This window comes from Ruegeria sp. D1(2025) (assembly GCF_056536425.1).
This window is the reverse complement of the sequence record NZ_JBQFPO010000001.1, coordinates 1,105,725-1,132,270: the sequence shown is the minus strand read 5'-3', so window position 1 is coordinate 1,132,270 and position 26,546 is coordinate 1,105,725. Positions and strand designations below refer to the sequence as shown.

The window sequence follows — 26,546 nt, the reverse complement described above, 5'->3', positions numbered from 1 at the left end:
GCTCGATCTCGTCGCGCTGGCGGCCCAACTCGGACCGGATCGAGCCGAAAAGCTCAGGATCACGATCCGAAAGAGACTGGGTGAAAAAACCATTTATGCGGTGGGGGGCGTTCACGTGGAAACCTCCTGAAAAAGGCCTCCCGACGGGATCACCGGCGGGAGGAGGTGAGGGAAAAGGTCAGATTACGCGGTCCCGGGGCGGGCGGCCGGCAAAGAAGTCACTGAGATTGTCGAGCACCCGGAACCCCATGGCTTCACGCGCTTCGCGGGTGGCGCTGCCAAGGTGCGGCAGCATCACCAGATTGTCGCACTGCAGAAGGTCCGGGCTGATGCGCGGTTCGCCGTCGAACACATCCAGCGCAGCACCGCCGATCATGTCGAACATCAGGGCCTGAATAAGCGCCCATTCGTCTATCACCTCGCCGCGCGCGGTGTTGATCAGGAAGGCGTCCTGTTTCATCAGGCTCAGCCTGCGCGAGTTGATCAGGTGGCGGTTCGCCGCGCCGCCAGGGCAGTGCAGTGAGACGAAATCGCATTGCGGCAGCAGTTCGTCCACCGTGTCCACCTGAACGGCGTTGCATTGGCCCAGAAAGCCCGGCGATACTTGGCTGCGGTTCTGCACGATGATTTTCATTCCGAAGCCATGGTGGGCGCGGCGGGCCATTTCCTGACCGATGCGGCCAAAACCGATAATGCCCAGTGTCTTGCCACTGACCTTGGTGCCAACCAGATGGGTAGGGTGCCAGCCGGACCAACCTCCGGCGCGCAGTTCCCGTTCGCCTTCACCTGCACGACGGGCCACCATCAGCAGCAAGGTCATGGCCAGATCGGCGGTGCATTCGGACAGCACGTCGGGTGTGTTGGTGACAGTCATACCCAGATCGCGGGCTGCCGGTTCGCAGATGTGACTGTAGCCGACACCATAATTGGCCAAGATCCTGGTCTGCGCGGCAGGCACATCCAGCGCCTCGGCGCTGAGTGTGTCGGTCACGGTCGGCAACACCGCGTCATACCGTTTCAGCGCATCGCGGATTTCGGCCGGAGACATGGGTTTGTCTCCGGTGTTCAGCACGGTGTCATAGCTCTCGGCCAGTTGCGCCTCGACCGCGGCAGGCCAGCGGCGTGTTACAAGGACTGAAGGTTTAACCATCACGCGGCCTTTCCCATGACGCGGGCGATCGTTTCGCCGATGACTGCGGGGTTTTCTGCCACGGTCACGCCTGCGGCAGAAAGGATTTCAACCTTTTCCGAGGCACTTTCGCCAAAGGCCGAAATGATCGCACCTGCATGGCCCATGGTCCGGCCCTTGGGGGCTGTCAGACCCGCGACATAAGCCACCACGGGCTTGGTGATGTGGTCACGGATATACTCCGCCGCTTCGGCCTCTTGCGGGCCGCCGATCTCTCCGATCATGGCAATGACCTCGGTGTCTTCGTCCTGTTCGAACCGTTCAAGGATGTCACGGAAGGACGAACCGTTGATCGGGTCGCCACCGATGCCGACGCTGGTAGACACACCGATTCCGCGTTCTTTGAGCTGCGCTGCAGCCTCGTAGCCCAGCGTGCCCGAGCGCCCGATGATTCCCACGTTGCCCGGCAGGTAGATATGGCCGGGCATGATACCCAGCAGCGCCTTGCCCGGGCTGATTGTTCCGGCGCAGTTCGGCCCGGTCAGCACCATGCGCTTGTCGCGCGGGTAGCGGTACATGTAGCGTTTGACCCGGATCATGTCTTGCGCGGGGATGCCGTCTGTGATGCAGACGCAATAGCGGATGCCGGCATCCGCCGCTTCCATGATCGAATCCGCTGCAAACGGTGGCGGAACGAAGACAAGGCTGGCATCGGCACCTGTGGCCTCGACGGCCTGTTTGACGGTGTCAAAAACTGGCACACCTTCGACGGTTTCGCCACCTTTGCCGGGGACCACGCCGCCGACAACATTGGTGCCGTATTCCAACATGTCCTTGGTGTGAAAACGCGCCATGCGTCCGGTGATACCCTGAACGATAACGCGGCTGTCGCGGTCGAGAAGAATGCTCATTACACAGCCCTCATCTTGGTGTTTTGGGACAGGTCGTTGCGCCATGCGCCAACGGCGCGTTCGGCGGCTTCCATCAGGGTGGTTGCACGGATGATCGGCAAACCGGATTTGGCCAGAATCTTCTGACCCTCTTCGACATTCGTACCGGCCAGACGCACGATGACAGGAATGTCGATGTCCAGTTCGCGCAATGCCTGCACGACACCTTCTGCAACCCAGTCACAGCGGTTGATTCCAGCAAAGATGTTGACCAGAACCGCCTGAACATTGCTGTCCGACAAAACCAGGCGGAAGGCCTTGGCGACCCGCTCGGGTGAAGCACCGCCGCCGATATCGAGGAAGTTCGCAGGCTCCCCACCGGCCAGCTTAATGGTGTCCATCGTGGCCATGGCCAGACCGGCACCGTTCACGATGCAGCCGATATTGCCTTCGAGGCCGACATAGGACAGGCCACGATCAGCCGCGCGGCTTTCACGGGGGTCTTCCTGGCTTTTGTCGCGCAGTTCAGCAATCTGCGGGTGACGGAACAGGGCGTTGTCGTCAAAGCTCATCTTGGCGTCCAGCGCCAGAACGCGATCATCGCCGGTTATGACCAAAGGGTTGATCTCGACCATGGTTGCGTCCAACTCACTGAATGCGGCATAGCAGCCCTGCAGGGTGCGGACCATTTGCTGCACCAGTCGCGGCTCAAGCCCCAGTTCGAAGGCGATCTCGCGCGCCTGGAATTCCTGCAACCCCACAGCCGGTTCCACGATTGAGCGTACGATGCTGTCCGGGCGTTCGGCCGAGATCTCCTCGATCTCCATTCCGCCTTCGGACGACGCGACGATCATCACCCGTTGGCTGGAGCGATCAAGCACGAAACCCAGGTAAATCTCGCGGTCGATGGGCACGGCGGCCTCTACATATACGCGGTAGACGCCTTTGCCTTCCGGGCCGGTCTGATGCGTAACCAGCTTGCGCCCGAACAGGTTGTCACAGGCCTCGTAGATCTCGCTTTCAGTGTTGCACAGCTTGACGCCGCCAGCCTTGCCGCGCCCGCCTGCATGCACCTGCGCCTTGACGATCCATTTGTCGCCGCCAAGCTCGCGAGCGCGGTAGGCGGCTTGCTCGGGGCTGTAGGCCAATGCACCTGGCGGGACATCGACCCCAAACTTCGAAAGGACCTCTTTGGCCTGATATTCATGAATATCCATCTGCATTCCTCCCGTTCATGCAGTGCGATTACGCGGCAATCGATGTGCCGTAGCGGCTTTCCAGCAGCGCCTCGATTTCTTCGAAATCGACTGTGCCTCCCAACTCATGCAGAGCTTCGGAGAACAGGCGCACGATGCGGCTGACGGCCTGATGGTTGAGCTGGTTCAGAATGCCGATGCGAACCTGCACCGGGGCGCTGAGCGTGGGCCAGATGCCAAACCCGCGCGCCCGGCAATTCTGAACAAGTTCCATTTCACGACCTGCCAGTTCTGTCGGCAGATTGAGAACGACAAGGCTGGGCATGTCCGAGGTCACTTCGCAACCAAGCGCGGTCACAGCGTCGCGCAGAACGCATTCGTGTGTGCGATATGACGCGGATCGCTTGGCCAGCCCCTCCTGAAGGGTCAGGCGCAGCGACTCGTGAAATGCGGCAACGGCGTAGCCCGAATGTGTGCGGTGATAGGTTCCCTTTTCGACATCCTGCCCGTCGACGATGCCCCAGTGGCGGGCTTCGAAAATCGGGTTGTGGACATAGGTATACGCACCCGTCGCCTTCAGCGAATTGATATACGAGTCGGTGAAGCTGACCGGCGCGTAGGTCAGTGGCAAACAGCACAGGCCTTTCTGCGGACAGGATGCCCAACCTGCGATCCCGGGAAAATCATCAATCCGGAAATCCTCTACGCCCAAGGAAGAAACCGCGTCGATCAGGCCCATGGCCCCATGACGTTCGCAGGCATCCGAGAAACCGCGCAGATCGTTGATGCGCCCCGATCCGGTTTCCCAATGCGCCATGAAGGCCCATTTCGGTTTATGGCGAGCCAGGGCCTTTTCGACCATTTCACCCGTAACCGGTTGCCCATGAGGCACTTCGATCACGACAACGCTTGCCGCCTGCGGGTCCAGCGGGCTGGAGGCGTGTTCCTGCGGTGTCGCGGCCTTGATCCGCAGGGTCAGCGAGTCGATGCCCGAAAACGTACCGTTCGAAAAGGCGACAACCTTGTCGCCCGGCATCACGGCCGAGAACATGGTGTCCAGCGCGCTCCAACCGGTGCCGGCGACGGCGAAGGTATAGGCGTTGTCGGTACCCCAGATTTCGCGCAGCATGTATTTGCATTCGACCATTCCGCGCAAAACATCGCCTTGCATGTGGTCTGCAACGCCAGCGCTGGAAAACGCCTGCAGGACGCGGGCGTCTGTATTGCCGGGGCCGGGTCCGGCCGCCAGGGTCTCGGGGATTTCCAGCGGGGGATAAACCTGGAACGTCATTTGTGATCCTCCTCAGCTACGGGATGATTGGCAGAGCCCGTGTATCGCGTTGACGATCAGCAAAACTGCAACTTGCCCGAACGCGCAACGTAACTTAATACTGCTTTTGGGCATCTAATTGGGTGGGAAAAAACCTACCCATTAGTGTAAGAATACAAAGGTGTACTGAGATATAACCTACCAAAATGGGTAGATTTTGAGAATTTTGGGCGGAAAATCAAATGACTGAAAAACCCCGATACCCGATTGACGTCATGCTGGCCGACAACAATCCGCTCGTCCTGTCTGCGATGTCGGAGATTTTTGAACGTGATCCGCGATTCTCTTTGGTGGCCACGTCCGCCACAGCCGAGGGGTTTCTGGGCGCGGTCATGCGGGTGCCTGTGCAGGTCTGCGTCGTGGCGTGGAACCTGCCGATTTTGGGTGCTGCCAAACTGATCGAGGTGCTGCGTGAACAGCAAAACGCACCCCGTTTCATTGTGTATGGCGACGAGGCTGGCGACGTTCCCAGGTTGGCCATGCAGGCCGGGGCCGCAGGGTTTGCCCCACGGTCAGGTGAAGTGGAGGGTTTGCTTGAAACCTGCGCCGACGTTGCTGCCGGCAAGATGGTGTTTCCCTTCATCGATGTCAGGAAGATGCATCAGGATCCGATTCATGGTCTGTCACGCAAAGAACGCGCGATCCTGGAGGCTTTGGCCAAAGGACTGTCAAATCGTGACCTGTCGAAAGAGCTGCAAATATCGACGAATACGGTCAAATTTCATCTGTCCAATATTTATGAAAAACTGTCCGTCAAAAACCGCGCTCAGGCGATTGCATATTACTATTCTTCGAAGTCAGCGCCTGAATGAGTGAGGCTCGTTTTGCGGCTGATCGTATGGCGTTCGCCGGATAATCCGGCGACGAAACACAGCCATTGCTGCGACGGAGTTCAGGGACCATCTGAACTCCGCTGATTCCGTCAGAATTGCGAAGGGCGCCCAGGCGGGCGCCCCGTACAAAATTTCAGCATCGCATATTGGCGCCGTTGGGATCGTAAAGCGGGCCGCCAAGCACTTCGGCATCGTAGAACTCGCCGAGGATTTCAACCTGAAGGACCGTTCCGGGCGCTGCGTGCTCCGACGCGACATAGCCCATCGCCATGGAATAACCCATCCGGTGCGCATATCCGCCTGAGCTGACGTAACCTACCGCCGCGCCATCCTTCAGGATTGCTTCGTCGCTGGAGACATCGATCCCTTCGACGTCGATTGTCATGGTCACAAGCTTTTGTTTCACACCCTCGGCACGGAAAGCTTCGGTCGCCTGCTTGCCGACGAAATCTTTCTTCCAGTTGATGAAGACATCCATTCCGCTTTCCACTGCATTGAAATCCGGCCGGAATTCCGTGGTCCAAACACCCCAGCCTTTTTCAAGCCGCATCGACATGAGCGCACGAGCGCCATACCAGCGATAGCCCAGATCAGCCCCGGCACCCTCGATCGTTTCGGCAAGCCGCAACAGGTATTGGGGGCGGCAGTAGATTTCAAAACCAAGCTCGCCCGAGAAACTGATACGGTTCAAAATGACCGGAACCCCGCCCACGAAGGTTTGTCGCAGATCGCGGAATTTCATGGCGTCGGCGCTGACATCGGTGCGGGTGATACGCGACAACAGCTCTCGTGACTTGGGACCGGACAGCGCTATCCCGTGCCAGTCGTCTGAAACATTGGCATAAGCGACATCGTCCGGCAGATCCTTCTCGAACCAGCGGCGGTGCGCTTCCTGCATCGCGCCCGACCCAAACAGCATAAAGTGATCCTCGGCCAGGCAGGCAACGGTCAGGTCACCGTACAGCTTGCCTTTTGGGGTCAGCATCGGTGTCAGGGTCAGGCGGCCGGGTTTTGGAACATAGCCTGCGAGAATACGGTCCAAATATGCGCGCACGCCTTTGCCCTTGAACTCGTGCTTGGCGAAGTTGGCAATCTCGATGCCGCCGACGGCATTCTGCACGGCGTTCACCTCGCGTTTGACATAATCGAACGAGCGGTTGCGCTCGAAAGTCGGATCCTCGTGGGCGTCCTCGGGACCGTCCGCAAACCACTGGGCGTTTTCAAGTCCAAAGCCCTGATCCATCAAGGCACCCTTCGCGACCAAACGATCGTAAAGCGCGGTGGTTTTCTGCATCCGGCCCTTGGGAAGGGTCTCGTTGGGGAAGGTCATGACAAAGCGGCGTTCGTAGTTTTCAGCCGATTTGACGGTTCCCCAATCCGGCGTCGCAAACTCGCCAAACCGCGCGACGTCCATGGCCCAGACATCGATCGAGGGTTCTCCGTCGATCATCCATTCCGCCATGGTCAGACCAACGCCGCCGCCCTGACAGAACCCCGCCATGACACCCACCGCGACCCAATAGTTCTTCATCCCCGGAACCGGGCCGATCATCGGGTTGCCGTCCGGGCCGAAAGTGAATGGCCCGTTAATCATGTCCTTGATGCCAGCCTCGCCGATTGCCGGTATCCGTTCGAACGACATTTCGAGTCGTTCGGCGATGCGGTCGAGATCGGGCTGCAGCAACTCGTGGCCGAAATCCCACGGGGTCCCGTCGACTTTCCAGGGGGTCGACTTTGGCTCATAGGTGCCCAGCAACATGCCCTGCCGTTCCTGCCGGAAATAGATGTTGGCCTCATAATCGATACCCGCGGGCAGGCGACCGGCTTCGCCCATGCTTTCCATGCGCTCGGCGATCATCGGGATCTTGTCGGTGATCAGGTAGTGATGCTCCATCGGCTGTACCGGAAGGTGAATGCCGGACATCTGGCCGACTTCGCGGGCCCAGAGGCCACCGCAATTGACCACCTGTTCCGCATTGATCGTGCCTTTCGGTGTCGTCAGATCCCAGCTTCCGTCCGGGCGCTGGCTCATCGCGGTCACACCGCAATGGGTAAAGTACTGCGCGCCGTGTACACGGGCCGATTTGGCAAAGGCATAGGTCGCGCCCGAAGGGTCAAGATCACCGTCCTGATCGTCCCAAAGGGCTGCGTGGTAATGCTTGGGGTCGATCAGCGGATGACGCTCGGCCAGTTCCCTTGGACTTATGAATTCCTGATTGAGCCCCATGTACCGCGCCTTTGAACGTTCGCGTTTGAGGTAATCGTACCATTCCTTGGTCGACGCGGCGTAGAAGCCCCCAGTGATATGCAGGCCAACCGAGTGGCCCGATGTCTCTTCGATTTCTTTGTACAGATCAATCGTATAGCTTTGCAGGCGGCTTATGTTGGGGTCCGAACTGATCGTGTGTATCTGCCCGGCGGCGTGCCAGCTGGACCCGGATGTCAGTTCATCGCGTTCCAGCAGTACGACATCCTTCCACCCGAACTTGGCAAGGTGAAAAAGGATCGAACATCCGACGACGCCGCCGCCAATGACGACAACCTTGGCGTGGGAAGGAAGCGGTTTGCCTGTGGCTGTATCGTCTTTTTGAATTTCGGGCATTGAAGGTGTCCTTGGTTAAGCTTTAAGCGTTTCAAGAAAGGCCGGGTCAGGCCCGCAATGTTTATTGCGCTGCCCACGCGATCATTGCGGTTTCGGTCGCGACGTTGGCAGGCGGCGTCGCGTTGGCTGTTTTCCTAGTACCAGGCATCGGGCAGTTCCTCTTTGCGTCTGGCGACAAATGCCTCCAGTTCTTCGCGCAGCGCGGTGTCGATCGGAGGTTCCTCATATTCTTTCAGCATCTGCTTCCAGCGACCGTGGGCGCGCTGGCGCATGTCTTCCGAACCGTTTTCTTCCCAGCTTTCGACATTCTCGCTGTCGCTGAGCCTGGGTTCGTAGAATGCTGTCTGGTAGTGGCGCATCGTGTGACCGCATCCCAGAAAGTGCCCGCCTGGGGCGACTTCGTCGTATGCGTCCCGGGCCAGCGCGTCGTCTGAAGTGTCCAGCCCCTGGCACAAGACTTTCTGATAGGATCCAAGCCGGTCCGCATCCATGATCAGCTTCTCGAAACCGGTGCACAGTCCGCCTTCCAGCCAACCAGCCGAGTGCAGGACAAAATTTGCCCCTGCCAGCATGGTAGAATGCATGGAATCCGCGCTTTCGTATGCCGCTTGGGCGTCCTCGATCTTCGATGCTGTCAGGGACCCGCCACACCGCAACGGCAACCCGGCGCGGCGCGCCAGTTGACCTATTGCATAGTTCGACATGACAGGTTCGGGCATTCCAAAAGTGGGTGCGCCCGATTTCAACGACATCGACGACAGGAAGTTGCCCAGCACGAATGGCGCGCCCGGGCGGATTAGCTGAATATACGCACAGACCATCATCGCTTCGGCCATGGCCTGTGCCACGGACGCCGCGGTTGAGACCGGCCCCATTGCCCCCGAAAGGATAAAGGGCACCACGACCATGCCTTGCCCGCGGGTTGAATACACCCGTGCCGCTTCGGTCACCACACGGTCCACCAAAAGTGGAGAGTTCGTGTTCACGTTCCCCATGATGACGCAGTTATCGGCCATTACGTCGGCACCGAACACGATTTCGGCCATGTCGACGCTGTCCTGCGCGCGACTCATTTCCGTAATCGCGCCCAGATGCGGTTTGTCGCTGAGGGTCATGTGCGCGAACAGCATGTCGAGATGCCGTTTGCTGACCGGAACGTCACAAGGCTCACAGGTGACGAAGCCACCGTGATGCAGGTTCGGGTGCAGATAAGTTAGTCGTACAAGATCCCGGAAGGCGGCCATATCGCCATATCGGCGCCCACCTTCGAGATCGCGTACAAAAGGGGCGCCGTAAATCGGCGCGAATACCTGATGCTTGCCGCCAATAATGACTGATCGGTCCGGGTTTCGGGCCAGTTGTGTGAACTCGGCCGGAGCCTGAGAGCACAGGTTGCGAATCCAATCGGCCGGCGCGCGCACGATGTCGCCGTCAACCTTTGCACCTTCGCGCTTCCAAAGTGCAAGCGCCTCGGGGTCGTCGCGAAAGGCGATGCCCACGTCTTGCAGGATCCAGTCGACCTGTTCCTCAAGCCGAACGATCTGATCCTCATCAAGCACATCGAAATGCGGGATGATGCGGCGAATATAGGGTGAGGGCGGTGCGCCAGTCTGCGCATTTCCCCGTGTTCTTGAACTGCGTGCCCGGCGCGCCATGAATGCCCTCTCTGAATCTGTCTATCCTGAAATTATCGTCTGGGTGGGCCTTTGTGACGTTTGAAAATTTCGATGAATTAGATAAACACAGCTTATGCAAAAGCTTTGGTCACATCTGTCCTCACCGCGCCACCTCGTCTTTTTCGAGGCCGCAGCAAGGACCGGATCGTTCACACGTGCGGCGCAGGAATTGAACGTTCAACAACCAGCGGTCAGTATGGCGATCAAGCAACTCGAAAGCTCGCTTGGTGTTCTTCTGTTCCAGCGTAGTCACCGTAAGATCAGCCTGACAAATGCTGGAAGCAAGTTGTTCGCCGACGTGACACGCGCGTTTGAACAGCTTGCGCAGTCCGCCGAATCCATCCGGCAATTTGCCAGCAATGATCACGTGACACTCAGCGCGTCTTCGGCATTCAACAACTATTGGCTTTTGCCGCGCATCGGGTCCTTTCAGCGCATCCATCCGGATATCGACCTGCGCCTGCAATCCAGCGATCGAGAGCCTGATCTGAATGTGGAAACGATCAGCCTGGCCATTCGACTTGGGGCCGGAGACTGGCCGGATTGCGAATGTGCGTTGATCGCCGAGGAAGTGATCTATCCCGTCGCGTCGCCCCGGGTGATGGCGGCAGCGGTAAATCTCAGAAATGTGCCGGGGCTTCTCAGCCAGCGCTTGATCCATCTTGAGGAACCAATTCGCGAACGCCCCTCGTGGCGGCAGTGGTTCTGGGAGTTCGGAGTGACGGAAATACCTCCGCGCAGCGGTCTGCGCCTGAATGACTACGCGCTGGTGCTTCAGGCCGCGATTGCGGGCGAGGGGTTCGCCTTTGGGTGGGACCATCTTGTTGCCCCATTGGTTCAGCAGGGCCTGCTTGCTGCGCGGTCGGAGTGGACCTGGAAAACAGGGAAGGGGATCTACCTGGTCTGGTCGAAGTCCCGGGAGCTGACACCCAAGGCCGAAATCGTGCGGGATTGGATATTGTCAGTAAAACAAGGTGCCTGAAGCGAGGGTCGCTGGCGGCCATGCAGAGCGTTTTCCGCCACCGGCGACGGGCTGCGGAAAAGCTGCCGTCTGAAATCTATCGCAACCGTTCCTGATCTGCGCCGCCCGGGTGAATTGGGGTTGCCGCCTCTTCCCAAACGGCTGCAAGGTGACACAAAGCGCCTGAACAGGAGCAACGAACAACATGGCAGGTCAGTCCGGCAACGACGCCGTTTTTCTGAGCGGCAGCCTGATGCGGCACGTGACGCGCATGTCCTTGACCACCAGCATTGGTCTGATGGCAATTTTCGCGGTCGACTTTGTGGACATGATATTCATCTCGATGCTGGGCAATGACGCTCTGGCTGCGGCGGTCGGCTATGCGGGGACATTGTTGTTCTTTACCAACGCCATCAACATCGGGCTGTCGATCTCCGCCGGGGCGCTCGTTGCACGTGAACTGGGCGCGGGCAGGCCAGAGCAGGCGCGCCACTATGCATCCAGCGTCGCGGTTCTGGGGCTGATTGGTGGTATCCTGATTTCGGCTTTGGTTCTGATGAACCTGACCTTTCTACTGTCGCTTCTGGGCGCCGAGGGCGAGGTGCTGAGGCTTTCGGTCCGCTATGTTTCGATCATCCTGCCGACAATGTGCGTCATGTCCATTGCCATGACGGCGATGGCTGTATTGCGCGCGCATGGTGATGCGCGACGTTCGATGATGGCAACGATCTACGGCGGTGTGGTGAATGCCGTCCTTGATCCCGTGCTGATCTTCGCGGTGGGGCTTGGACTGGATGGCGCCGCAATTGCATCGGTTTTGGCAAGGCTTTGTATGCTGGCAGCCGCGATACTGCCTGCGTTGCGCGTGCACCGGGGCTTTATGCGGCCATCGCTGTCTCAGGTTGCGCACGATCTGCACCCTGTGCGAACCATCGCAATTCCAGCGGTTCTGACCAATGTCGCAACGCCGATTGGAAATGCCATCGTAGTTCGGGAAATTGCTCAATATGGAACTGACGCGGTGGCGGGGATGGCCGTGATCGGCCGCCTGATGCCGGTGGCGTTTTCTGTGGTGTTTGCTTTGTCAGGCTCGATCGGTCCGATCATCGGGCAGAACTTCGGGGCCGAACGATATGATCGTGTGCGGGCCGCCTTTTGGGCCGGTATCCGGTTTACCGGGATATACGTCGTGGCAATGGCGGCTATCCTGTTTCTTCTGCGTGCACCAATCGCGGATTTGTTTGCAGCGCAAGGCGAAACACGGACACTGATCTACCTGTTTTGCGGACCGCTGGCGCTGGCTTCGTTTTTTAACGGAGTGATTTTTGTCGCAAACGCCAGTTTCAACAATCTTGGGCACCCGGTTTATTCAACCTGGATCAACTGGGGGCGACATACCGTTGGAACTTGGGTCTTTGTCGTTATCGGATCCAAGCTGGCGGGCGCTTCTGGCGTGCTGCTGGGACAGGCCTTTGGTGGGGTAATCTTTGCCCTAGTAGGATGGGTTCTGGTCGAGAGCGTCGTCGCAGGGCTGGCACACCCGCAGAAGATCGACCCGTTTACAGGGCAAAACCGTATCCACTCGCTGTTCGGGCGTCGCGGTTGGTGATCTGAGGGATCAGTTACCCTGGTTACGGGCCTCCAGCCGTTCCAGATTGACAACCGTCGACAGCATCAGCCGATCATGGCTCCAGTCATGTGTCTGGCGAAGCGAGGCTGATCCAAGCGCAAGCAAGGTTGCAAAAGTCAGCGTCAGACCCAAAAACAGAACCGGCAGCGGAGCCGTAGCCACCTGCGTGTCGGTCAGCGCGATCACACGCTGCTGCAATACCCGCTTGGCCTTTCCACCGGAAACCAGCGCTACATTCAGAACCTTCGGGTTCCGCATCGCGACTGTGCGGGCGCAATAATCCAGCAGGCAGGACGTATAGTCGCGCGCGTCGATCCCTTTGCGGGCAACAACCGACTGATCACAGGCCAGTTCCCGTAACCGGTCGAACTGATATTTCAGAAGCTGATAGGCCGGGTTCCAGAAAAGAACGGGGCGCAACAGTTCGAACCCAAGTTCCCATTCCACGTCGCCTGCGCGGATGTGCTGAAACTCATGGGCCAGAGCAAACCGCATTTCACGCGGCGTATTCAGCAAGTGACTGGGTAAAACCACGTGACGGCGGCGCAGACCGCGCACCGCGAAGGGCACCGTGATGCGGTCCGACAGACGAATGTCCACTTTGCGAGAGCGGCGCCACAGAAAACTTGTCCCGATCGTGGTGCGAATGGAAATCGCATCACGCACAGCGCGGACAAGATACAGCGCCGAGATCATCGCCAGAGCTATCAGGACAATAATCAAAGCCAGAGACTCACCCGAAACGATATGATCGATCCAGCGTTCGCGGGTGTTGAGCAATGCCTCGAACTGGACCGCTGGCATCGCGATTTCGCCGCGCAGATAAGCGGCAACCGCAATGTCACCCAGCGCCACTGCGCGACCGGGCCATGCCAGCCCCGCCAATGCCGAAGCGCCAAGCGCCAGCAGAGGACTGAGTACCACGCAAACGCACAGCGTTTTGAGCGCGCGCAACTGCGCGACAAAGCTGTTTCGCATCGGAGTCTTCGCCAACGTCGCGCGGGCCAGCAGCCAGATAAGGGCGGACAGGCCAAGCACGATGTTCAATTCGAGATATGTATCGAGAACCGGTTTAACCGCTGTCATTTTGCAGTCTCCTCTCTACCAGTGCCCGAATTTCCTCCAGATCGGCTTCGCTCAGCTCCGCGTCATCGACCAGACGCGCCACCAGCGTGGCGGGTGTGTCGTCGAACAATGTGCGGGACAGGTTCTGAAGCGAACGCGCCTGATACCTGTCTTTTTCCAGAAGCGGTCTGTAGATCAGCGTTTTTCCGTCCTTGCGGCTTTCGACGAAACCTTTCTCGTCGAGAATGCGCAGGATGGTCGCGCCGGACGTATAGGCCAGATTGCGTTCTGGTGGCAGACAATCAAGCACGTCACGGACCGAGCCCTGACCCAGCGCCCAGAGTTCGTTCATGAACTCGAGTTCTACTTCGGTCAGGAGGTTTGTTGTTTTTTTCTTTCGCATCGGTCTTTCGTGTCGCATTTTTTAGTATGCCTGACAGACAAGCATCCTTTCGCTGTTTCGCAAAGCTTAAACTTTCCAGAAGACGAAAATGCCCCATCCGACGGACAGGAAAAGTGGTGTCCAGACGGGCTGACCCACCAGGCCCAGCCAGGCAAGGAAGATATAGGCCGAGCCCAGCAGGGTAATAAACAGCCTGTCGCCCAGCGTGGTGGTCAGCCCCAGCACGCCGCGCCGTTCGATGCCGTCGCGGAATTTGAACCCTTCCAGCAGGCCAATCAGTGCAATGGCCGAGAAGATGCCGACGAACACGGCCAGCGTGGCAGGGGTCCAGGCCATCCAGAAGTCGGGCCACAAGGGGTCAGTCCACGAGAACCCTTTTTCCTCTTGCTGGCCGACATTGCCCCAACCGGCTTGCGCCTGTGCAAGGGCCGAAGACGGCAGGAAGGGAAGGGTGAGAAGGAGTTTGCGCATATCGAACCTCACACACGACCCATCGCGAAACCGCGCGCGATGTAGTTGCGGACAAACCAGATGACGATGGCACCGGGGATGATTGTAAGCGTCCCGGCTGCCGCCAGCAGGCCCAGTTCATACCCGGCACTTGAGGCGGTGCGCGTCATCACGGCGGCGATGGGTTTGGCCTCGACAGCAGTCAGGGTCTTGGCCAGCAGCATTTCAACCCACGAGAACATGAAGCAGAAGAACGCAGCAACGCCCACGCCTGCCTTGATGTTGGGCAGAAAGATCGTGACGAAAAAGCGCGGGAAGGAATAGCCGTCGACATAAGCGGTCTCATCCAGCTCTTTCGGGATGCCGCGCATGAACCCTTCCAGAATCCACACGGCCAGAGGCACGTTGAACAGCGTATGCGCCAGCGCCACGGCCAGGTGCGTATCGAACAGACCGATCGAGGAGTAGAGCTGGAAGAACGGCAGCGCAAAGACCGCAGCCGGTGCCATCCGGTTGGTCAGCAGCCAGAAAAACAACTGCTTGTCGCCCAGAAAGCGATAGCGCGAAAAAGCATAAGCGGCTGGCAGGGCAACGCAGACAGAAAGTACTGTGTTCAGAGTCACATAAGTGATCGAGTTGATGTAGCCCCAGTACCATGTCGGATCGGTGAAGATGGTGATGTAGTTCTCCAGCGTAAAGGTCTGGGGAAACAGGGAAAAGCCCGACAGGATCTCGTTCGTGGTCTTGAAGGACATTGCCACCAGCCAGTAGATCGGCAGCATCAGGAACGCGATATAAAGGATCGGGATGATGGACCGCTTCTTCATTGCGCGTCATCCTTTGTCATCAGAGTGTAGAAGACCCAAGAGACCAGTAACGTGATGGCGAAATAGATCAGGCTCATCGCGGCCGCAGGGCCAAGGTCGAACTGTCCCAGCGCGATTTTCACAAGGTCGATCGACAGCAGGGTGGTTGAGTTGCCGGGGCCGCCACCAGTCAGAACGAACGGTTCGGTGTAGATGTTGAAACTGTCCATGAAGCGCAGCAGCACGGCGATGGTCAGGACGGTTTTCATCTTGGGCAGCTGGATATAACGGAACACAGACCAGGGGCTGGCGCCGTCGATCTTCGCAGCTTGATAGTAGGCGTCCGGGATCGACACCAAACCCGCATAGCACAGCAGAACCACAAGCGAGGTCCAGTGCCAGACATCCATAACGATGACAGTGATCCAGGCCGATAGCGGCTGTTGCGTCATGTCATAGTTGATGCCCAGAACGTCATTCAGAAAATACCCCAGCAGACCGATCTTTGGCAGGGTGAAGATGTTCCACATCGACCCGACCACGTTCCAAGGGATCAGCATCGGAAGGGCCATCAGCACCAGGCAGACCGGCACCCAGAACCCCTTGCGCGGCATCGACAGGGCAACGATGATGCCCAGCGGGACTTCAATCAGCAGGATCAGCGCGGTGAACAGGAATTGCCGTCCAAGCGCGGCCTGAAACCGGTCGGACCGCAGGATTTGTTCAAACCAGCCAAGGCCTTCCCAGAAGAACTGGTTGTTGCCGAATGTTTCCTGCACCGAGTAGTTGACCACCGTCATCATTGGCACCAGCGCGTTGAACGCGACCAGAGCCAGCACAGGTAGGACAAAGAACCAAGCCTTTTGATTTTCCGTTCTCATTGCGCCCGCTCCTGAGTTGCGATCCAGCCGTCGCGATAGACGCGGGATTGTTCGGGTTTGAATTGCAGGAAAACCTGTGACCCGGGTTCGGGCACACTATGTTCGGTCACAGCCTTTAGGGCAGTATTGCCGACCATCGCACTGATCACATAGTGACGGCCGATGTCGGCGACTTTGGTCACGTGTGCGGGAATGCCGGTGTCGCCAAATCCAACATACTCGGGCCGGATACCCAGATCAGTGCGGCCCCCTTCACCATGAGTTGGGCCTTCCAGCATAACCTCATGGCCTTCAAAGATAGCTCGGTCGCCTTTCGCCTCGCAGGGCAGGACATTCATGCCGGGTGAGCCAATGAAGTGGCCGACAAACGTGTGCTGAGGGCGTTCGAACAGTTCGACGGGCGTGCCAATCTGAACCACTTCGCCTTCCTGCATCACCACCACCTCGTCCGCGAAAGTCAGAGCCTCGGTCTGGTCGTGGGTTACGTAGATCATTGTCGCTTTGACGCGCTGGTGCAGTTCTTTCAGCTTGGACCGAAGCTTCCATTTCAGATGCGGGTCGATCACGGTCAAGGGTTCATCGAACATCACCGCGTTCACGTCGTCGCGCACCAATCCGCGGCCCATCGAAATCTTCTGCTTGTTGTCCGGGCTCAGACCCGAGGCGCGGGTGCCCAGCATATCCGTGACGTCCAGCATCTCGGCAATTTCATCGACACGTCGCTTGATCGTGGCAGCATCCACGCCCCGGTTCTTCAGCGGAAAAGCCAGGTTCTCGCCCACGGTCATTGTGTCGTAGATCACCGGGAACTGGAACACCTGCGCGATGTTACGCTGGTCGGGGGGCAGGGCTGTTACGTCGCGGTCGTCGAACAGAATCTGTCCCTCGGACGGCGTCAGAAGGCCCGAGATAATGTTCAGCAAAGTGGACTTGCCGCAGCCGGACGGGCCCAGCAGCGCGTAGGCTCCGCCATCGCGCCATGTCACATCGATTTCCTTCAGCGCATAGTCTTCCGGGCCTTTCGGCGCGGGCATATAGCTGTGTCGAAGGTTTGAAAGCTTGATCTGTGCCATGTCAGGCTACCCTTTTGCCGTCTTGGCCGAAATACCGGCAATGGGCCGGGTTCATGTAGAAACTGTGATCCTCGCCCACCCGATAAGGGTGCACACCGGCGGCCAGCGAAACCCAAGCGTCGTTCCCATGTTGGAAATGCGCGCTGGAATCCGAGCCCGACAACTCTGTCACGATCACGCGCCCGGTCAGTTCCACATCCGCGTCTGTGGTGCGGAACGGGGTCACACGGTGCGGGCGCACGGCGACCATGTAATCTCCGTCGGCCATGTCAGTGACCGGCCAGCCGCCGCCGCCCGCCAGATGTGCCCGGGCACCGGAAACCGTAATGCGCGCCACATTGATCGGCGGGTCCGAGAAGACACGCGCCGCCGCGATGTTTTCCGGGTTGCGATAGATGTCGGCGGTCGGTCCGAACTGGGTCACGCGGCCGTCTTCCATCAGGGCGGTGTAGCCGCCCAGCAGCAACGCCTCTTCGGGTTCCGAGGTGGCATAGACCACGACCGCGCCACGCCCTGCAAACAGGTCGGGCAGTTGCTCGCGCAGTTCTTCGCGCAACTTGTAGTCCAGGTTGGCCAACGGTTCGTCGAGGAAGACGGCGCGGCTTTCTTTTGCAATGGCACGCGCCAGAGCGGTACGTTGCTGTTGTCCACCCGACAATTCATGTGGGCGGCGGTGCAGCATCGGGCGCAGTTGCAGCAGGTCGGCCGCTTCTTCAACGCGGCCTTCGATTTCGCTTTTCGCCATACCCGCCACGCGCAGCGGCGAGGCGATGTTTTCGAAAACGGTCATATGCGGATAGTTCACGAAGAACTGGTGCACCAGGCTGATCTGACGCTTCTGCGTGTTCAGTCGCGTGACATCCTGCCCATCCATCAGGACCTTGCCCGAGCCGATCGGGTCCAGCCCGGCCATCATCTTGATCAGAGAGGTCTTGCCCGAGCCGGTTGCACCCAACAATACATTGAAGTGGCCTGTATGAAGGGTCAGGTTTGTGGATTTGATATGGATGACGTTGCCGACCCGTTTGGTGGCATCTTGAAGTTCGATCATCTGGGAAACTCGCGGGGCATTTTAGGGTAGGCCGGGCTTGAGCCCGGCCTACGATGTTGCTGTTACTGGGACTGCCAGCGCTTAACCAGTTCGTCATAGTTGACGGTCTGGCCCTGCGGCTTTTCGTTCTCCAGCTTGGCTTTGGGCGAACCCGCTTTTTCCAGCCAGAAGGCAGGATCCTGCGGCTCGTTCAGGCGCGGGCCGCAGCCACCGTAGACACCGGCGCTTTCATCCGCGGCCTGCATACGGGCCATGGTGATGTCCATCTCTTCAGCCAGACGGTCCATCGCCTCTTGCGGGGTGAAGGCGCCCGAGTTCACGTCACCGATTTGCTGCCACCAGATCTGGGCCAGCTTCGGATAATCCGGAACGTTGATGCCGGTCGGCGACCATGCCACACGGTCAGGCGAGCGGTAGAACTCGACCAGACCACCCAGCTTGGGTGCGCGCTCGGTGAAGGACTCGTGGTTAACCGAGCTGTCGCGGATGAAAGTCAGACCCACATGGGACTTCTTCACATCGACGGTCTTGGACGTCACGAACTGGGCATAGAGCCACGCTGCCTGAGCACGATCCTCGGGGGTCGACTTCAGGAAAGTCCAGGAACCCACGTCCTGATACCCAACCTTCTGGCCTTCTTCCCAGTAGGGGCCGTGCGGGCTGGGCGCCATCCGCCACAGCGGTGTGCCTTCGTCATCCACGGTGTTGTTGCCTTCGGACTTCGGCTTCACCATGTCGGCGGTGAAGGCGGTGTACCAGAAGATCTGCTGGGCCACGTTGCCCTGGCTCAGCGCCGGCAGCGACTGGTAGAAGTCGTAGGACGCCGCACCCGGAGGCGCATAGTTGCGCAGCCATTCGTCCCATTTGCGGATCGCGTAGACCGCAGCCGGACCGTTGGCAGCACCACCGCGCGACACCGAAGCGCCAACTGGGTTACAGGTGCCCGCTTCCATGCGGATGCCCCATTCGTCGACCGGAATACCGTTAGGCTCACCGACGTCACCTGCGCCCGCCATAGACAGCCATGCGTCTGTCATACGCCAGCCCAAGTCAGGCGCGCGTTTGCCGTAGTCCATGTGGCCGTAGATCGCGACGCCATCGACTTCCTTCACGTCGTTGGTGAAGAATTCGGCGATGTCTTCGTAGGCCGACCAGTTGACCGGAACACCAAGGTCATAGCCGTACTTTTCCTTGAACGCGGCCTTGTTGGCTTCATCGTCGAACCAGTCCTTGCGGAACCAATAAAGGTTCGCGAACTGCTGGTCGGGCAGCTGATACAACTTGCCATCCGGACCGGTGGTGAACTGAATGCCCATGAAGTCATCCAGATCCAGCGTCGGCGAGGTTGTCGCCGCCCAGTCGCCGCCCATCATGTCGGTCAGCGGATAGGCCAGTTGCAGGCGGGAATGGGTACCGATCAGGTCACTGTCGTTGACGTAACCGTCATACAGATTCCGGCCGGTCTGCATCTGAGTCTGAACGGCCTGAACCACTTCGCCTTCACCAAGGATCTGGTGATTGACCTTGATGCCGGTGATCTCTTCGAATGCCTTGGTCAGAACCTCGGATTCATACGAGTGAGTGGGGATGCCTTCAGACAGGACGTTGATTTCCATGCCCGCGTAAGGCTGTGCAGCTTCGATGAACCACTGCATTTCAGCCATCTGTTCGTCTTTCGACAGGGTCGATGGCTGGAATTCGTCGTCGATCCAGCGTTGTGCTGCGGCTTCGTCGGCCCAAGCAGGACCGTGCCCCGCAATGACGGCAGCCGCCGCCACTGCGGAAAGTAGATGTCTCCGCATCTGTCTCCTCCCAAAAATTTATGGTTCTCCGGTGGGAACCGGATGTCAGATACCATCAGCGATTTTTCGCGCGCCTGTCAAACTAATTTTTTAGTAAATGAAAATGCAGATGCGTAACTATTTGTTTTTATTATATTGAAAGAGGAATTCGGGAGAGGTCACGGCAAGGATTGCTGACTGCGCCGGAATCGGGAAAGAGCACTCAAAGTCCGGAGAACAACTGACCTAACCTCAAGTGAACCAGCGACCAGGCGCCAGATATTTGGTTCTGAAACTTTGATTTAGGAAAGTGCAAATGGCAGCCCGTAGGGGAATCGAACCCCTCTTTCCAGGTTGAAAACCTGGCGTCCTAACCGATAGACGAACGGGCCACTTGGTCCAGTCAAGCACAAGTGGCAGCCCGTAGGGGAATCGAACCCCTCTTTCCAGGTTGAAAACCTGGCGTCCTAACCGATAGACGAACGGGCCACGCTGGCTTGTGGAGGGCCTTTTACGGTTTACCTCCCACCCCCGCAAGCCGAAAAACGCAGGGATGTGAAACTTTTTTGGCGGTGCTTTCAGGGTCAGGAAACAGCCTTCAACTTACCTCGGCAGCATCCTCAAGCCGAAGCTGAACGTTTTGGCGTCCGCCCCATGTGTTGACCTCAAGTCGGCCCGCGAAATGAAAGCGGGCTCCTCCGTGATTCAACAGCTTCTCGCCCATGGGGCCGTCGAACGCACCAAATGCGATGGCGTCCAGACCGCCGTTCAGCCCATCGGACAATGATAGCTTGAGGTGCGTCTCGCCGACGCGTTTGGCAAACCGCACCTGAAGCTCAGGCAGGGCATAACGCGGGGCAGGGGCGCTGGCGCCGAACGGACCGGCCTTTTCGATCTGTTCGATCAGCTCGACCGAGGCCGCGCCGGGCATCAAAGCACCGTCCAGCTTCAGATCCGCCGGGCCGCCCTGACCGGCCCCCTGTTTGGCCAGCAATTCACTCAGCCGTTCCATCGCCGCGTCCAGTTTATCGCGCATGACCGTCAGACCCGCCGCCATCTTGTGGCCACCGCCCTTGACCAGCAGACCCTCGGCGGCAAGTTTCTGGATCGAAGCACCCAGATCGATGCCCGATATGGATCGACCAGACCCCTTGCCCTCATCCCAGTCAAAGCCGATGACAACGGCCGGGCGGTTCGCCATTTCCTTAAGGCGAGAGGCAACGATGCCCACGACGCCGGGGTGCCAGCCTTCACCCGCTGCCCAGACCAGCGGCGCATCCAGTCCGCGTTCTTCCGCCTGATCAAGCGCAGCGGCACGCACCGCGTTTTCAATATCACGCCGTTCGGTGTTCAACTCATCCAACCGCTGCGCCAAAGCCTCGGCTTCAGCTGTCGATTCCGTGCTCAGCAGGCGGGCACCCAGATCGGCCTGACCAATGCGACCACCGGCGTTGACACGAGGCCCCAGCAGAAAACCAAGATGATAGGAATTGGGCGCCGCGTCCATGCGGGACACATCCGACAGTGCAACAAGCCCGGGGCGTTGACGTCTGGCCATGACCTTGAGCCCCTGACGAACAAGGGCCCGGTTGGCGCCGATCAAAGGTGCGACATCCGCAACCGTCGCCAGGGCGACCAGATCCAGCATCGACATCAGGTCCGGACCTTTGATACCGGCGTCGCGCAATTGCCGCCCGGCCTCGACCAGCATCAGGAAAACGACACCCGCCGCGCAAAGATACCCCAGATCGCCACTTTCATCCTGCCGGTTCGGGTTCACGATCGCGACGCAGTCGGGCAGGGTCTCTCCGCCAAGGTGGTGGTCCAGAACGATCACATCCGCGCCGTTGGCTGCCGTGATGGGCTCATGGCTCAGCGTTCCGCAATCGACACAAATGATCAGGTCGTGTTCAGCAGCCAGCGTCTGCATGGCAGGAACATTTGGCCCATAGCCTTCGTCGATGCGGTCCGGGACATAAAGCGTGGCGCTGATCCCCATCTGTCGCAACCAGACCAGCAACAATGCGGCCGAGCTTCCGCCGTCCACATCGTAATCCGCGAACACGGCGATCCGTTGCCGCGCCCTGACGGCCTGTAAGAACCGCGTTGCTGCCTTCTCCATATCCAGCATCGAACGCGGGTCCGGCAGCAGTTCTTTCAGCTTGGGCTCAAGAAATCCTGCTGCTTCCATCGCTGGCACGCCGCGCCGCGCCAGCACCTGACAGACAGCACGGGGCAACCCGGCCTGCTGCACCAGCATTTCTGTTGCCCGCTCGATGTCCGGCGTAGGTCCGATCCAGCGGCGTCCGGTCAATGACTGCTCGACCCCAAGAAAGCTCATCCCATGCCCCTTATGCGCCAAGGCCGGACCCTCGCGGATCCGGCCTCTTCATCTTTTTACAAATACTCCCGCCGGAGGCAGCGGCGCAAGCCGCTATGCGTCGCTATGTGGCCACATCGGTGTGCGATAGGACATACGCCGCACCGAACCGGTTTTCGACCGCATCAGCAAAGTGGTCGTTTCAACCCAGCCCGGCTCGCGTTTGATACGCGGTAGCAGTGAGCCGCCGGTTACGCCGGTCGCAGCAAAAATCACGTCCGCCGTCACCATCTCGTCCCGCGCATAGACCCGATCCAGATCGGTAATGCCCGCCTTGGCGGCGCGGCCGCGCTCGTCATCGTTGCGAAACAGCAGGCGGCCAAAGATCTGCCCGCCCATGCATTTCAGCGCAGCTGCTGCCAGAACGCCCTCGGGTGCGCCGCCCTGGCCCATATACATATCGATGCCGGTTTCTTCGCTTTCTGCGCAGTGCATGACACCGGCCACATCACCGTCAGTGATCAGTCGGATCGAGGCTCCGGTGTCACGAACTTCGGCAATCATGGCCTCATGACGCGGGCGCTCCAGAATGCAGACGGTGATGTCCGCCGGATCACAGCCTTTGGCCTTTGCCAGCGCTTCGACGCGTTCCCGCGGGCTCATGTCCAGATTGACGACGCCTTCCGGGAACCCAGGGCCAATGGCCAGCTTATCCATGTATACGTCCGGGGCATGAAGCATCGACCCGCGCGGGCCCATTGCGATCACGGTCAGCGCGTTGGGCATGTCCTTGGCGGTCAGGGTCGTGCCCTCAAGCGGGTCCAGCGCAATGTCGACGCCGGGGCCGTTTCCGGTACCGACCTCTTCGCCGATAAAAAGCATCGGCGCTTCGTCACGCTCACCTTCGCCGATCACGACGACACCTGCGATGTCCAACAGATTCAACTGCTCACGCATTGCGTTGACGGCGGCCTGATCGGCGGCTTTCTCGTCGCCCCGTCCGACAAGCGAGGCGGATGCAAGCGCGGCCTGTTCAGCCACACGGGCAAGGCCCAAAGAAAGCATTCGGTCGTTGAAATCGGTCTTGGCAGCGTTCATGTGTCGGTATCCTTGGGTCAATAAAGGCGTTCTGTCCGGCATAGCCTGCGTCTGGCACAGGCCGCAAGGGTCAAACCTCTTCGATGCGCAGCGCGACAGGTTCCCCCGAAACCACATCAGTGGACCTGAACCCCTCCAGCGCCACATCAAGTGTCGCGCGCGTGGTTTTATGAGTTACAATCAGGACGGGTGCCGTGTTTTCCGAATGGGCATACTGGCGCATCCGGTCGATGGAAACTCCGGCGTCACCCAGAATGGCCGCAACTTTCGCCAGCGCACCGGGTTTGTCCAACAGGGCAAGGCGAAGGTAATAGGGCGCGGGCAATCCGGTTCGCGCAGGCGTAGCCTCTTGCAGCGTCGAGGCCGGTCGGCCGAATGTCGGAATATGCAATCCACGGGCCAGATCACAAACGTCACCCATGACAGCGCTGGCAGTTGGGCCTTCACCGGCACCGGGACCGCGCAATACGACCTGCTCGATCGAGTCTCCCTCGATCACCACCATATTGGTGCCGCCTTCCAGTTGCCCCAGAGGTGAGCCGCTTGGCACCAGGCAGGGCTGCATGCGCTGTTCCAGCCCGCGCCGGGTACGCTGTGCCACGCCCAGCAGCTTGATCCGGTATCCCATGTCGTCCGCCTGATGAATGTCATCCAGGCTGATATGCTGAATACCCTCGATCTCGATCCCGTCGAAATTCGGCTTGGTTCCAAAGGCAATCGAGGACAGAAGCGCCAGTTTATGGGCCGCGTCAATGCCACCCACATCCAGGTTCGGGTCAGCTTCCAGATACCCAAGTTGGGCGCATTCTTCGAACAGCGCATTGTATCCCAATTCCTGGGACTGCATCCGGGTCAGAATGTAATTGCAGGTTCCGTTCATCACGCCCATGACACGGGTGATGTCGTTCCCGGCAAGCCCTTCGGTCAGGGACTTGATCACAGGAATGCCACCCGCGACCGCCGCCTCGAACCGGATGACACGGCCTGCAGCTTCGGCCTGCTCCGCCAGTTTCTGACCATGGACGGCCAGCAGCGCCTTGTTGGCGGTTACAACGTCTTTACCGGTCTCCAGCGCCGCTTCGACCGAGGCCAGAGCCGGGCCGTTTTCGCCCCCCATAAGCTCGACATAAACGTCAATGTCGTCTCTGCGGGCCAGCGCAACAGGATCGCTTTCCCAGGCGTAGTCGGACAGGTTGACACCGCGATCCTTGCCGGAATCCCGGGCAGAAACGGCCGCGATTTCAATTGGTCTGCCGGTCCGGGCCTGCAACAGATCCGCATGCTTGCGGACGATCCGGATCACACCCACGCCGACGGTCCCCAAGCCAGCAATTCCCAGCCGCAGCGCCTGTGTCATTCGGTGGATTCCTTTCCGCTCGTATTCGCCAGTCTGGATTTTTCATCCGTCAGGCGCTGCCTTAGCGGGTTCATGGGGTCGGTGCAATGCGTCAGAGGACAGCGCGGCCAATGAAATCCGGCAATCAGTCGATTTCTGCGTTCTGAAGAGCCTGAGCTTTGTTCGCCAGCGCTTCGGCACGCGCATTCAGGTCCTCTTCGACCTCGGCCGCTTCGCTTACGGGATCAACCGGTGGGCCCAACGCTTCGCTCAGCGGGATCAAGCGGGGAAACGTGGACTTGCGCACGGTTGGCGACTCGCTGCCTTCCAGTTCAGGAATGTCCGCGCATGCGGCGCAGACAAGCATCAAAAACAGCAGGGGCAGGGGTTTCATGACAAGCCGGTTGTTGTTGCAGTCGCCATTGTGATGCACCTTTTGCCCGTTCGGTTCAAGCGGGGTTCTATTTGAACAAACGTTCAGATACTGTCGGCCTATGGCTCGTACCCAAGGTTCACATTCTGACATAACCGGCCCGCGGATCCGCAAGGCAGCGTTGGCATTGTTCGCCCGACATGGGTATGCGGCGGTTTCAATGCGCCAGATCGCGTCCGAGGTGGGTGTGCAGGCCGGTGCTTTGTATAACTACACCCCAGACAAGCAAAGTCTGCTTTTCCGTCTGATGCGTGATCACATGCAGGAGCTTCTGTCGGCCTATGAGGCACAGGACAAATCCGATGATCCACACGATGCCTTGCGCCGCTTTGTCGGATTTCACATTCGCTTTCACCTGGAACGACCGGACGAAGTGTTCATAGCCTATATGGAGTTGCGAAACCTGACGCCCGAGAATTTCACGGAAATCGAAGATCTGCGACGCAGGTACGAGGATTCACTGGAAGGTATTTTGCGTGACGGTCAAGTCGCCGGCCTGTTCAAAGTACCTGACACCAGGATCGCAAGCTTTGCTGTGATCGCAATGCTGAATGGTGTGATGACCTGGTATCGGGCAGGCGGGAGGTTGTCACTGGATCAGGTCGAGCAGATCTATTGGGACATGGTCTGTCGCGCCGTTGCGACGTGATCTGCCCGCCCGTCCTTAGTGTGCTGGCCGGATGAAGGTTCCGTTTCGAAGCTCTTCAAAGGCTTGTTTCAGCTCGGCCCGGGTGTTCATGACGATTGGCCCATGCCAGGCGACTGGTTCGTTGATCGGCGCACCGGAGATCAGCAGGAACCGAACTCCTTGCGGCCCCGCCTGAACCGTAATTTCGTCGCCAGACCCAAAGCGGACCAGCGTCCGGTTGCCTGACATGTCGCGAATGTTGACCTCTTGCCCCGCCACCTCTTTCTCGAGCAGAACGCCGGTGGGTTGTGACGCGTCGGCAAACGCGGCCTGGCCATCAAAAACATAGGCGAAGGCACGGCGATAAGTGTCGATGGGAAAAGTCTTTTTGACGCCTGCCGGGATGCGGATATCCAGGTATTGCGGATCAGCCGCAATGCCGTCGACAGGGCCGGTTTTCCCCCAGAACGTACCCATGATCACACGAACCGTGGTGCCGTCATCATCCGTGATCTCGGGGATTTCCCGGCTTTGAACGTCCTGATACCGGGGTGCAGTCATCTTCTGTTCAGAGGGCAGGTTCCCCCACAACTGAAACCCATGCATCTGACCGCTGGCGTTTCCATGTGGCATTTCCTGATGCAATATCCCCGAACCTGCCGTCATCCATTGCACGTCACCGGCGCCAAGCGTTCCGGTGTTGCCCAGTGAATCCGAGTGTTCAACGGTCCCGGACAGAACATAAGTAATGGTCTCAATTCCACGATGCGGATGCCACGGAAACCCTGCTTCATAGTCTTGCGGGTTCTCATTCCTGAAATCGTCGAAAAGAAGAAATGGGTCGAGTTCGGACGGGTCCTGAAACCCGAAGGCACGATGCAAATGCACACCGGCGCCTTCCCGTGTTGGAACGGATTGTCTGGTTTCCAAAGTAGGCCTGAGGGACATTTTTGCCTCCTGATTTACATGACAAT

General features: G+C 59.0%; 23 protein-coding genes and 2 tRNA genes. 4 read left to right on the top strand and 21 right to left on the bottom strand.

Annotation, left to right across the window (positions count from 1 at the left end):
• Positions 1 to 178: 178 nt before the first annotated feature.
• From ACR1XU_RS05710 to ACR1XU_RS05695, 4 genes are read right to left on the bottom strand one after another with little or no spacing between them, the layout of a single operon-like run.
• Positions 179 to 1,150, bottom strand: a complete 972-nt coding sequence (locus ACR1XU_RS05710) for a 2-hydroxyacid dehydrogenase (protein WP_480909157.1) — start codon at positions 1,148 to 1,150, stop codon at positions 179 to 181.
• Positions 1,150 to 2,040: a succinate--CoA ligase subunit alpha gene (gene sucD / locus ACR1XU_RS05705; RefSeq protein ID WP_170616669.1), complete on the bottom strand. Its 891-nt coding sequence runs from the start codon at positions 2,038 to 2,040 to the stop codon at positions 1,150 to 1,152. Before sucD ends, ACR1XU_RS05710 begins: the two co-directional genes overlap by 1 nt.
• Positions 2,040 to 3,236, bottom strand: coding sequence for a malate--CoA ligase subunit beta (locus tag ACR1XU_RS05700; RefSeq protein ID WP_170677652.1), 1,197 nt, complete (start codon positions 3,234 to 3,236; stop codon positions 2,040 to 2,042). Before ACR1XU_RS05700 ends, sucD begins: the two co-directional genes overlap by 1 nt.
• 28 nt (positions 3,237 to 3,264) lie before the next feature.
• A complete protein-coding gene (locus ACR1XU_RS05695; RefSeq protein WP_480909153.1) occupies positions 3,265 to 4,506 on the bottom strand; it encodes a pyridoxal-phosphate-dependent aminotransferase family protein in 1,242 nt (413 codons plus the stop codon).
• Positions 4,507 to 4,727: 221 nt separating this feature from the next.
• On the opposite strand from ACR1XU_RS05695, the gene ACR1XU_RS05690 reads away from it, so the two are divergent.
• Positions 4,728 to 5,357, top strand: coding sequence for a response regulator transcription factor (locus tag ACR1XU_RS05690; protein ID WP_321253760.1), 630 nt, complete (start codon positions 4,728 to 4,730; stop codon positions 5,355 to 5,357).
• Between the two features lie 154 nt (positions 5,358 to 5,511).
• On the opposite strand, the gene ACR1XU_RS05685 is transcribed toward ACR1XU_RS05690, so the two are convergent.
• Together ACR1XU_RS05685 and ACR1XU_RS05680 are read right to left on the bottom strand one after the other, a co-directional pair.
• Positions 5,512 to 7,980: a GcvT family protein gene (locus ACR1XU_RS05685; RefSeq protein ID WP_480909151.1), complete on the bottom strand. Its 2,469-nt coding sequence runs from the start codon at positions 7,978 to 7,980 to the stop codon at positions 5,512 to 5,514.
• A 134-nt stretch (positions 7,981 to 8,114) separates the two neighbouring features.
• Complete coding sequence (locus tag ACR1XU_RS05680; RefSeq protein ID WP_480909148.1) at positions 8,115 to 9,635, bottom strand: trimethylamine methyltransferase family protein; 1,521 nt, start codon at positions 9,633 to 9,635, stop codon at positions 8,115 to 8,117.
• Between the two features lie 94 nt (positions 9,636 to 9,729).
• Between ACR1XU_RS05680 and ACR1XU_RS05675 the strand changes: the two genes are divergently transcribed.
• A complete protein-coding gene (locus tag ACR1XU_RS05675; RefSeq protein ID WP_480909145.1) occupies positions 9,730 to 10,638 on the top strand; it encodes a LysR substrate-binding domain-containing protein in 909 nt (302 codons plus the stop codon).
• A gap of 184 nt (positions 10,639 to 10,822) precedes the next feature.
• On the top strand, positions 10,823 to 12,226 hold the full coding sequence (locus tag ACR1XU_RS05670) for an MATE family efflux transporter (RefSeq protein WP_480909142.1): 1,404 nt from the start codon (positions 10,823 to 10,825) through the stop codon (positions 12,224 to 12,226).
• Between the two features lie 9 nt (positions 12,227 to 12,235).
• On the opposite strand, the gene ACR1XU_RS05665 is transcribed toward ACR1XU_RS05670, so the two are convergent.
• From ACR1XU_RS05665 to ACR1XU_RS05600, 14 genes are all read right to left on the bottom strand, one after another.
• Positions 12,236 to 13,333: a M56 family metallopeptidase gene (locus ACR1XU_RS05665; protein ID WP_170806070.1), complete on the bottom strand. Its 1,098-nt coding sequence runs from the start codon at positions 13,331 to 13,333 to the stop codon at positions 12,236 to 12,238.
• Positions 13,320 to 13,715, bottom strand: coding sequence for a BlaI/MecI/CopY family transcriptional regulator (locus tag ACR1XU_RS05660; RefSeq protein WP_480909138.1), 396 nt, complete (start codon positions 13,713 to 13,715; stop codon positions 13,320 to 13,322). The genes ACR1XU_RS05665 and ACR1XU_RS05660 overlap by 14 nt, the downstream gene beginning before the upstream one ends.
• A gap of 66 nt (positions 13,716 to 13,781) precedes the next feature.
• Positions 13,782 to 14,051, bottom strand: coding sequence for a DUF2160 domain-containing protein (locus ACR1XU_RS05655; protein WP_480491731.1), 270 nt, complete (start codon positions 14,049 to 14,051; stop codon positions 13,782 to 13,784).
• Between the two features lie 143 nt (positions 14,052 to 14,194).
• Positions 14,195 to 14,992 carry a carbohydrate ABC transporter permease gene (locus ACR1XU_RS05650; protein WP_170616650.1) on the bottom strand — a complete coding sequence of 266 codons (798 nt, stop codon included), beginning with the start codon at positions 14,990 to 14,992 and terminating at the stop codon, positions 14,195 to 14,197.
• Positions 14,989 to 15,852, bottom strand: a complete 864-nt coding sequence (locus tag ACR1XU_RS05645) for a carbohydrate ABC transporter permease (protein WP_170677640.1) — start codon at positions 15,850 to 15,852, stop codon at positions 14,989 to 14,991. Before ACR1XU_RS05645 ends, ACR1XU_RS05650 begins: the two co-directional genes overlap by 4 nt.
• A complete protein-coding gene (locus ACR1XU_RS05640) occupies positions 15,849 to 16,925 on the bottom strand; it encodes an ABC transporter ATP-binding protein (RefSeq protein ID WP_480909136.1) in 1,077 nt (358 codons plus the stop codon). The genes ACR1XU_RS05645 and ACR1XU_RS05640 overlap by 4 nt, the downstream gene beginning before the upstream one ends.
• A gap of 1 nt (position 16,926) precedes the next feature.
• A complete protein-coding gene (locus tag ACR1XU_RS05635) occupies positions 16,927 to 17,976 on the bottom strand; it encodes an ABC transporter ATP-binding protein (protein WP_480909133.1) in 1,050 nt (349 codons plus the stop codon).
• A gap of 62 nt (positions 17,977 to 18,038) precedes the next feature.
• Positions 18,039 to 19,778 (bottom strand): ABC transporter substrate-binding protein, encoded by a 1,740-nt coding sequence (locus ACR1XU_RS05630; protein ID WP_480811331.1) that lies wholly within the window; start codon positions 19,776 to 19,778, stop codon positions 18,039 to 18,041.
• Positions 19,779 to 20,074: 296 nt separating this feature from the next.
• Positions 20,075 to 20,149 (bottom strand) — tRNA-Glu (locus ACR1XU_RS05625).
• A gap of 22 nt (positions 20,150 to 20,171) precedes the next feature.
• Positions 20,172 to 20,246, bottom strand: a tRNA-Glu gene (locus tag ACR1XU_RS05620).
• A 109-nt stretch (positions 20,247 to 20,355) separates the two neighbouring features.
• Positions 20,356 to 22,098, bottom strand: coding sequence for a single-stranded-DNA-specific exonuclease RecJ (recJ, locus tag ACR1XU_RS05615; protein ID WP_480909130.1), 1,743 nt, complete (start codon positions 22,096 to 22,098; stop codon positions 20,356 to 20,358).
• A gap of 93 nt (positions 22,099 to 22,191) precedes the next feature.
• Positions 22,192 to 23,175 (bottom strand): class II fructose-bisphosphatase, encoded by a 984-nt coding sequence (glpX, locus tag ACR1XU_RS05610; RefSeq protein ID WP_170616638.1) that lies wholly within the window; start codon positions 23,173 to 23,175, stop codon positions 22,192 to 22,194.
• A 70-nt stretch (positions 23,176 to 23,245) separates the two neighbouring features.
• On the bottom strand, positions 23,246 to 24,532 hold the full coding sequence (locus tag ACR1XU_RS05605) for a homoserine dehydrogenase (protein WP_480907237.1): 1,287 nt from the start codon (positions 24,530 to 24,532) through the stop codon (positions 23,246 to 23,248).
• Positions 24,533 to 24,656: 124 nt separating this feature from the next.
• Positions 24,657 to 24,905, bottom strand: coding sequence for a hypothetical protein (locus ACR1XU_RS05600; protein ID WP_170677628.1), 249 nt, complete (start codon positions 24,903 to 24,905; stop codon positions 24,657 to 24,659).
• A 100-nt stretch (positions 24,906 to 25,005) separates the two neighbouring features.
• On the opposite strand from ACR1XU_RS05600, the gene ACR1XU_RS05595 reads away from it, so the two are divergent.
• Positions 25,006 to 25,593 carry a TetR/AcrR family transcriptional regulator gene (locus tag ACR1XU_RS05595; RefSeq protein ID WP_480907235.1) on the top strand — a complete coding sequence of 196 codons (588 nt, stop codon included), beginning with the start codon at positions 25,006 to 25,008 and terminating at the stop codon, positions 25,591 to 25,593.
• 15 nt (positions 25,594 to 25,608) lie between these two features.
• Here the strand turns inward: ACR1XU_RS05595 and ACR1XU_RS05590 are convergent, their stop codons facing one another.
• Positions 25,609 to 26,520 carry a pirin family protein gene (locus ACR1XU_RS05590; protein ID WP_480907233.1) on the bottom strand — a complete coding sequence of 304 codons (912 nt, stop codon included), beginning with the start codon at positions 26,518 to 26,520 and terminating at the stop codon, positions 25,609 to 25,611.
• Positions 26,521 to 26,546: the final 26 nt, after the last annotated feature.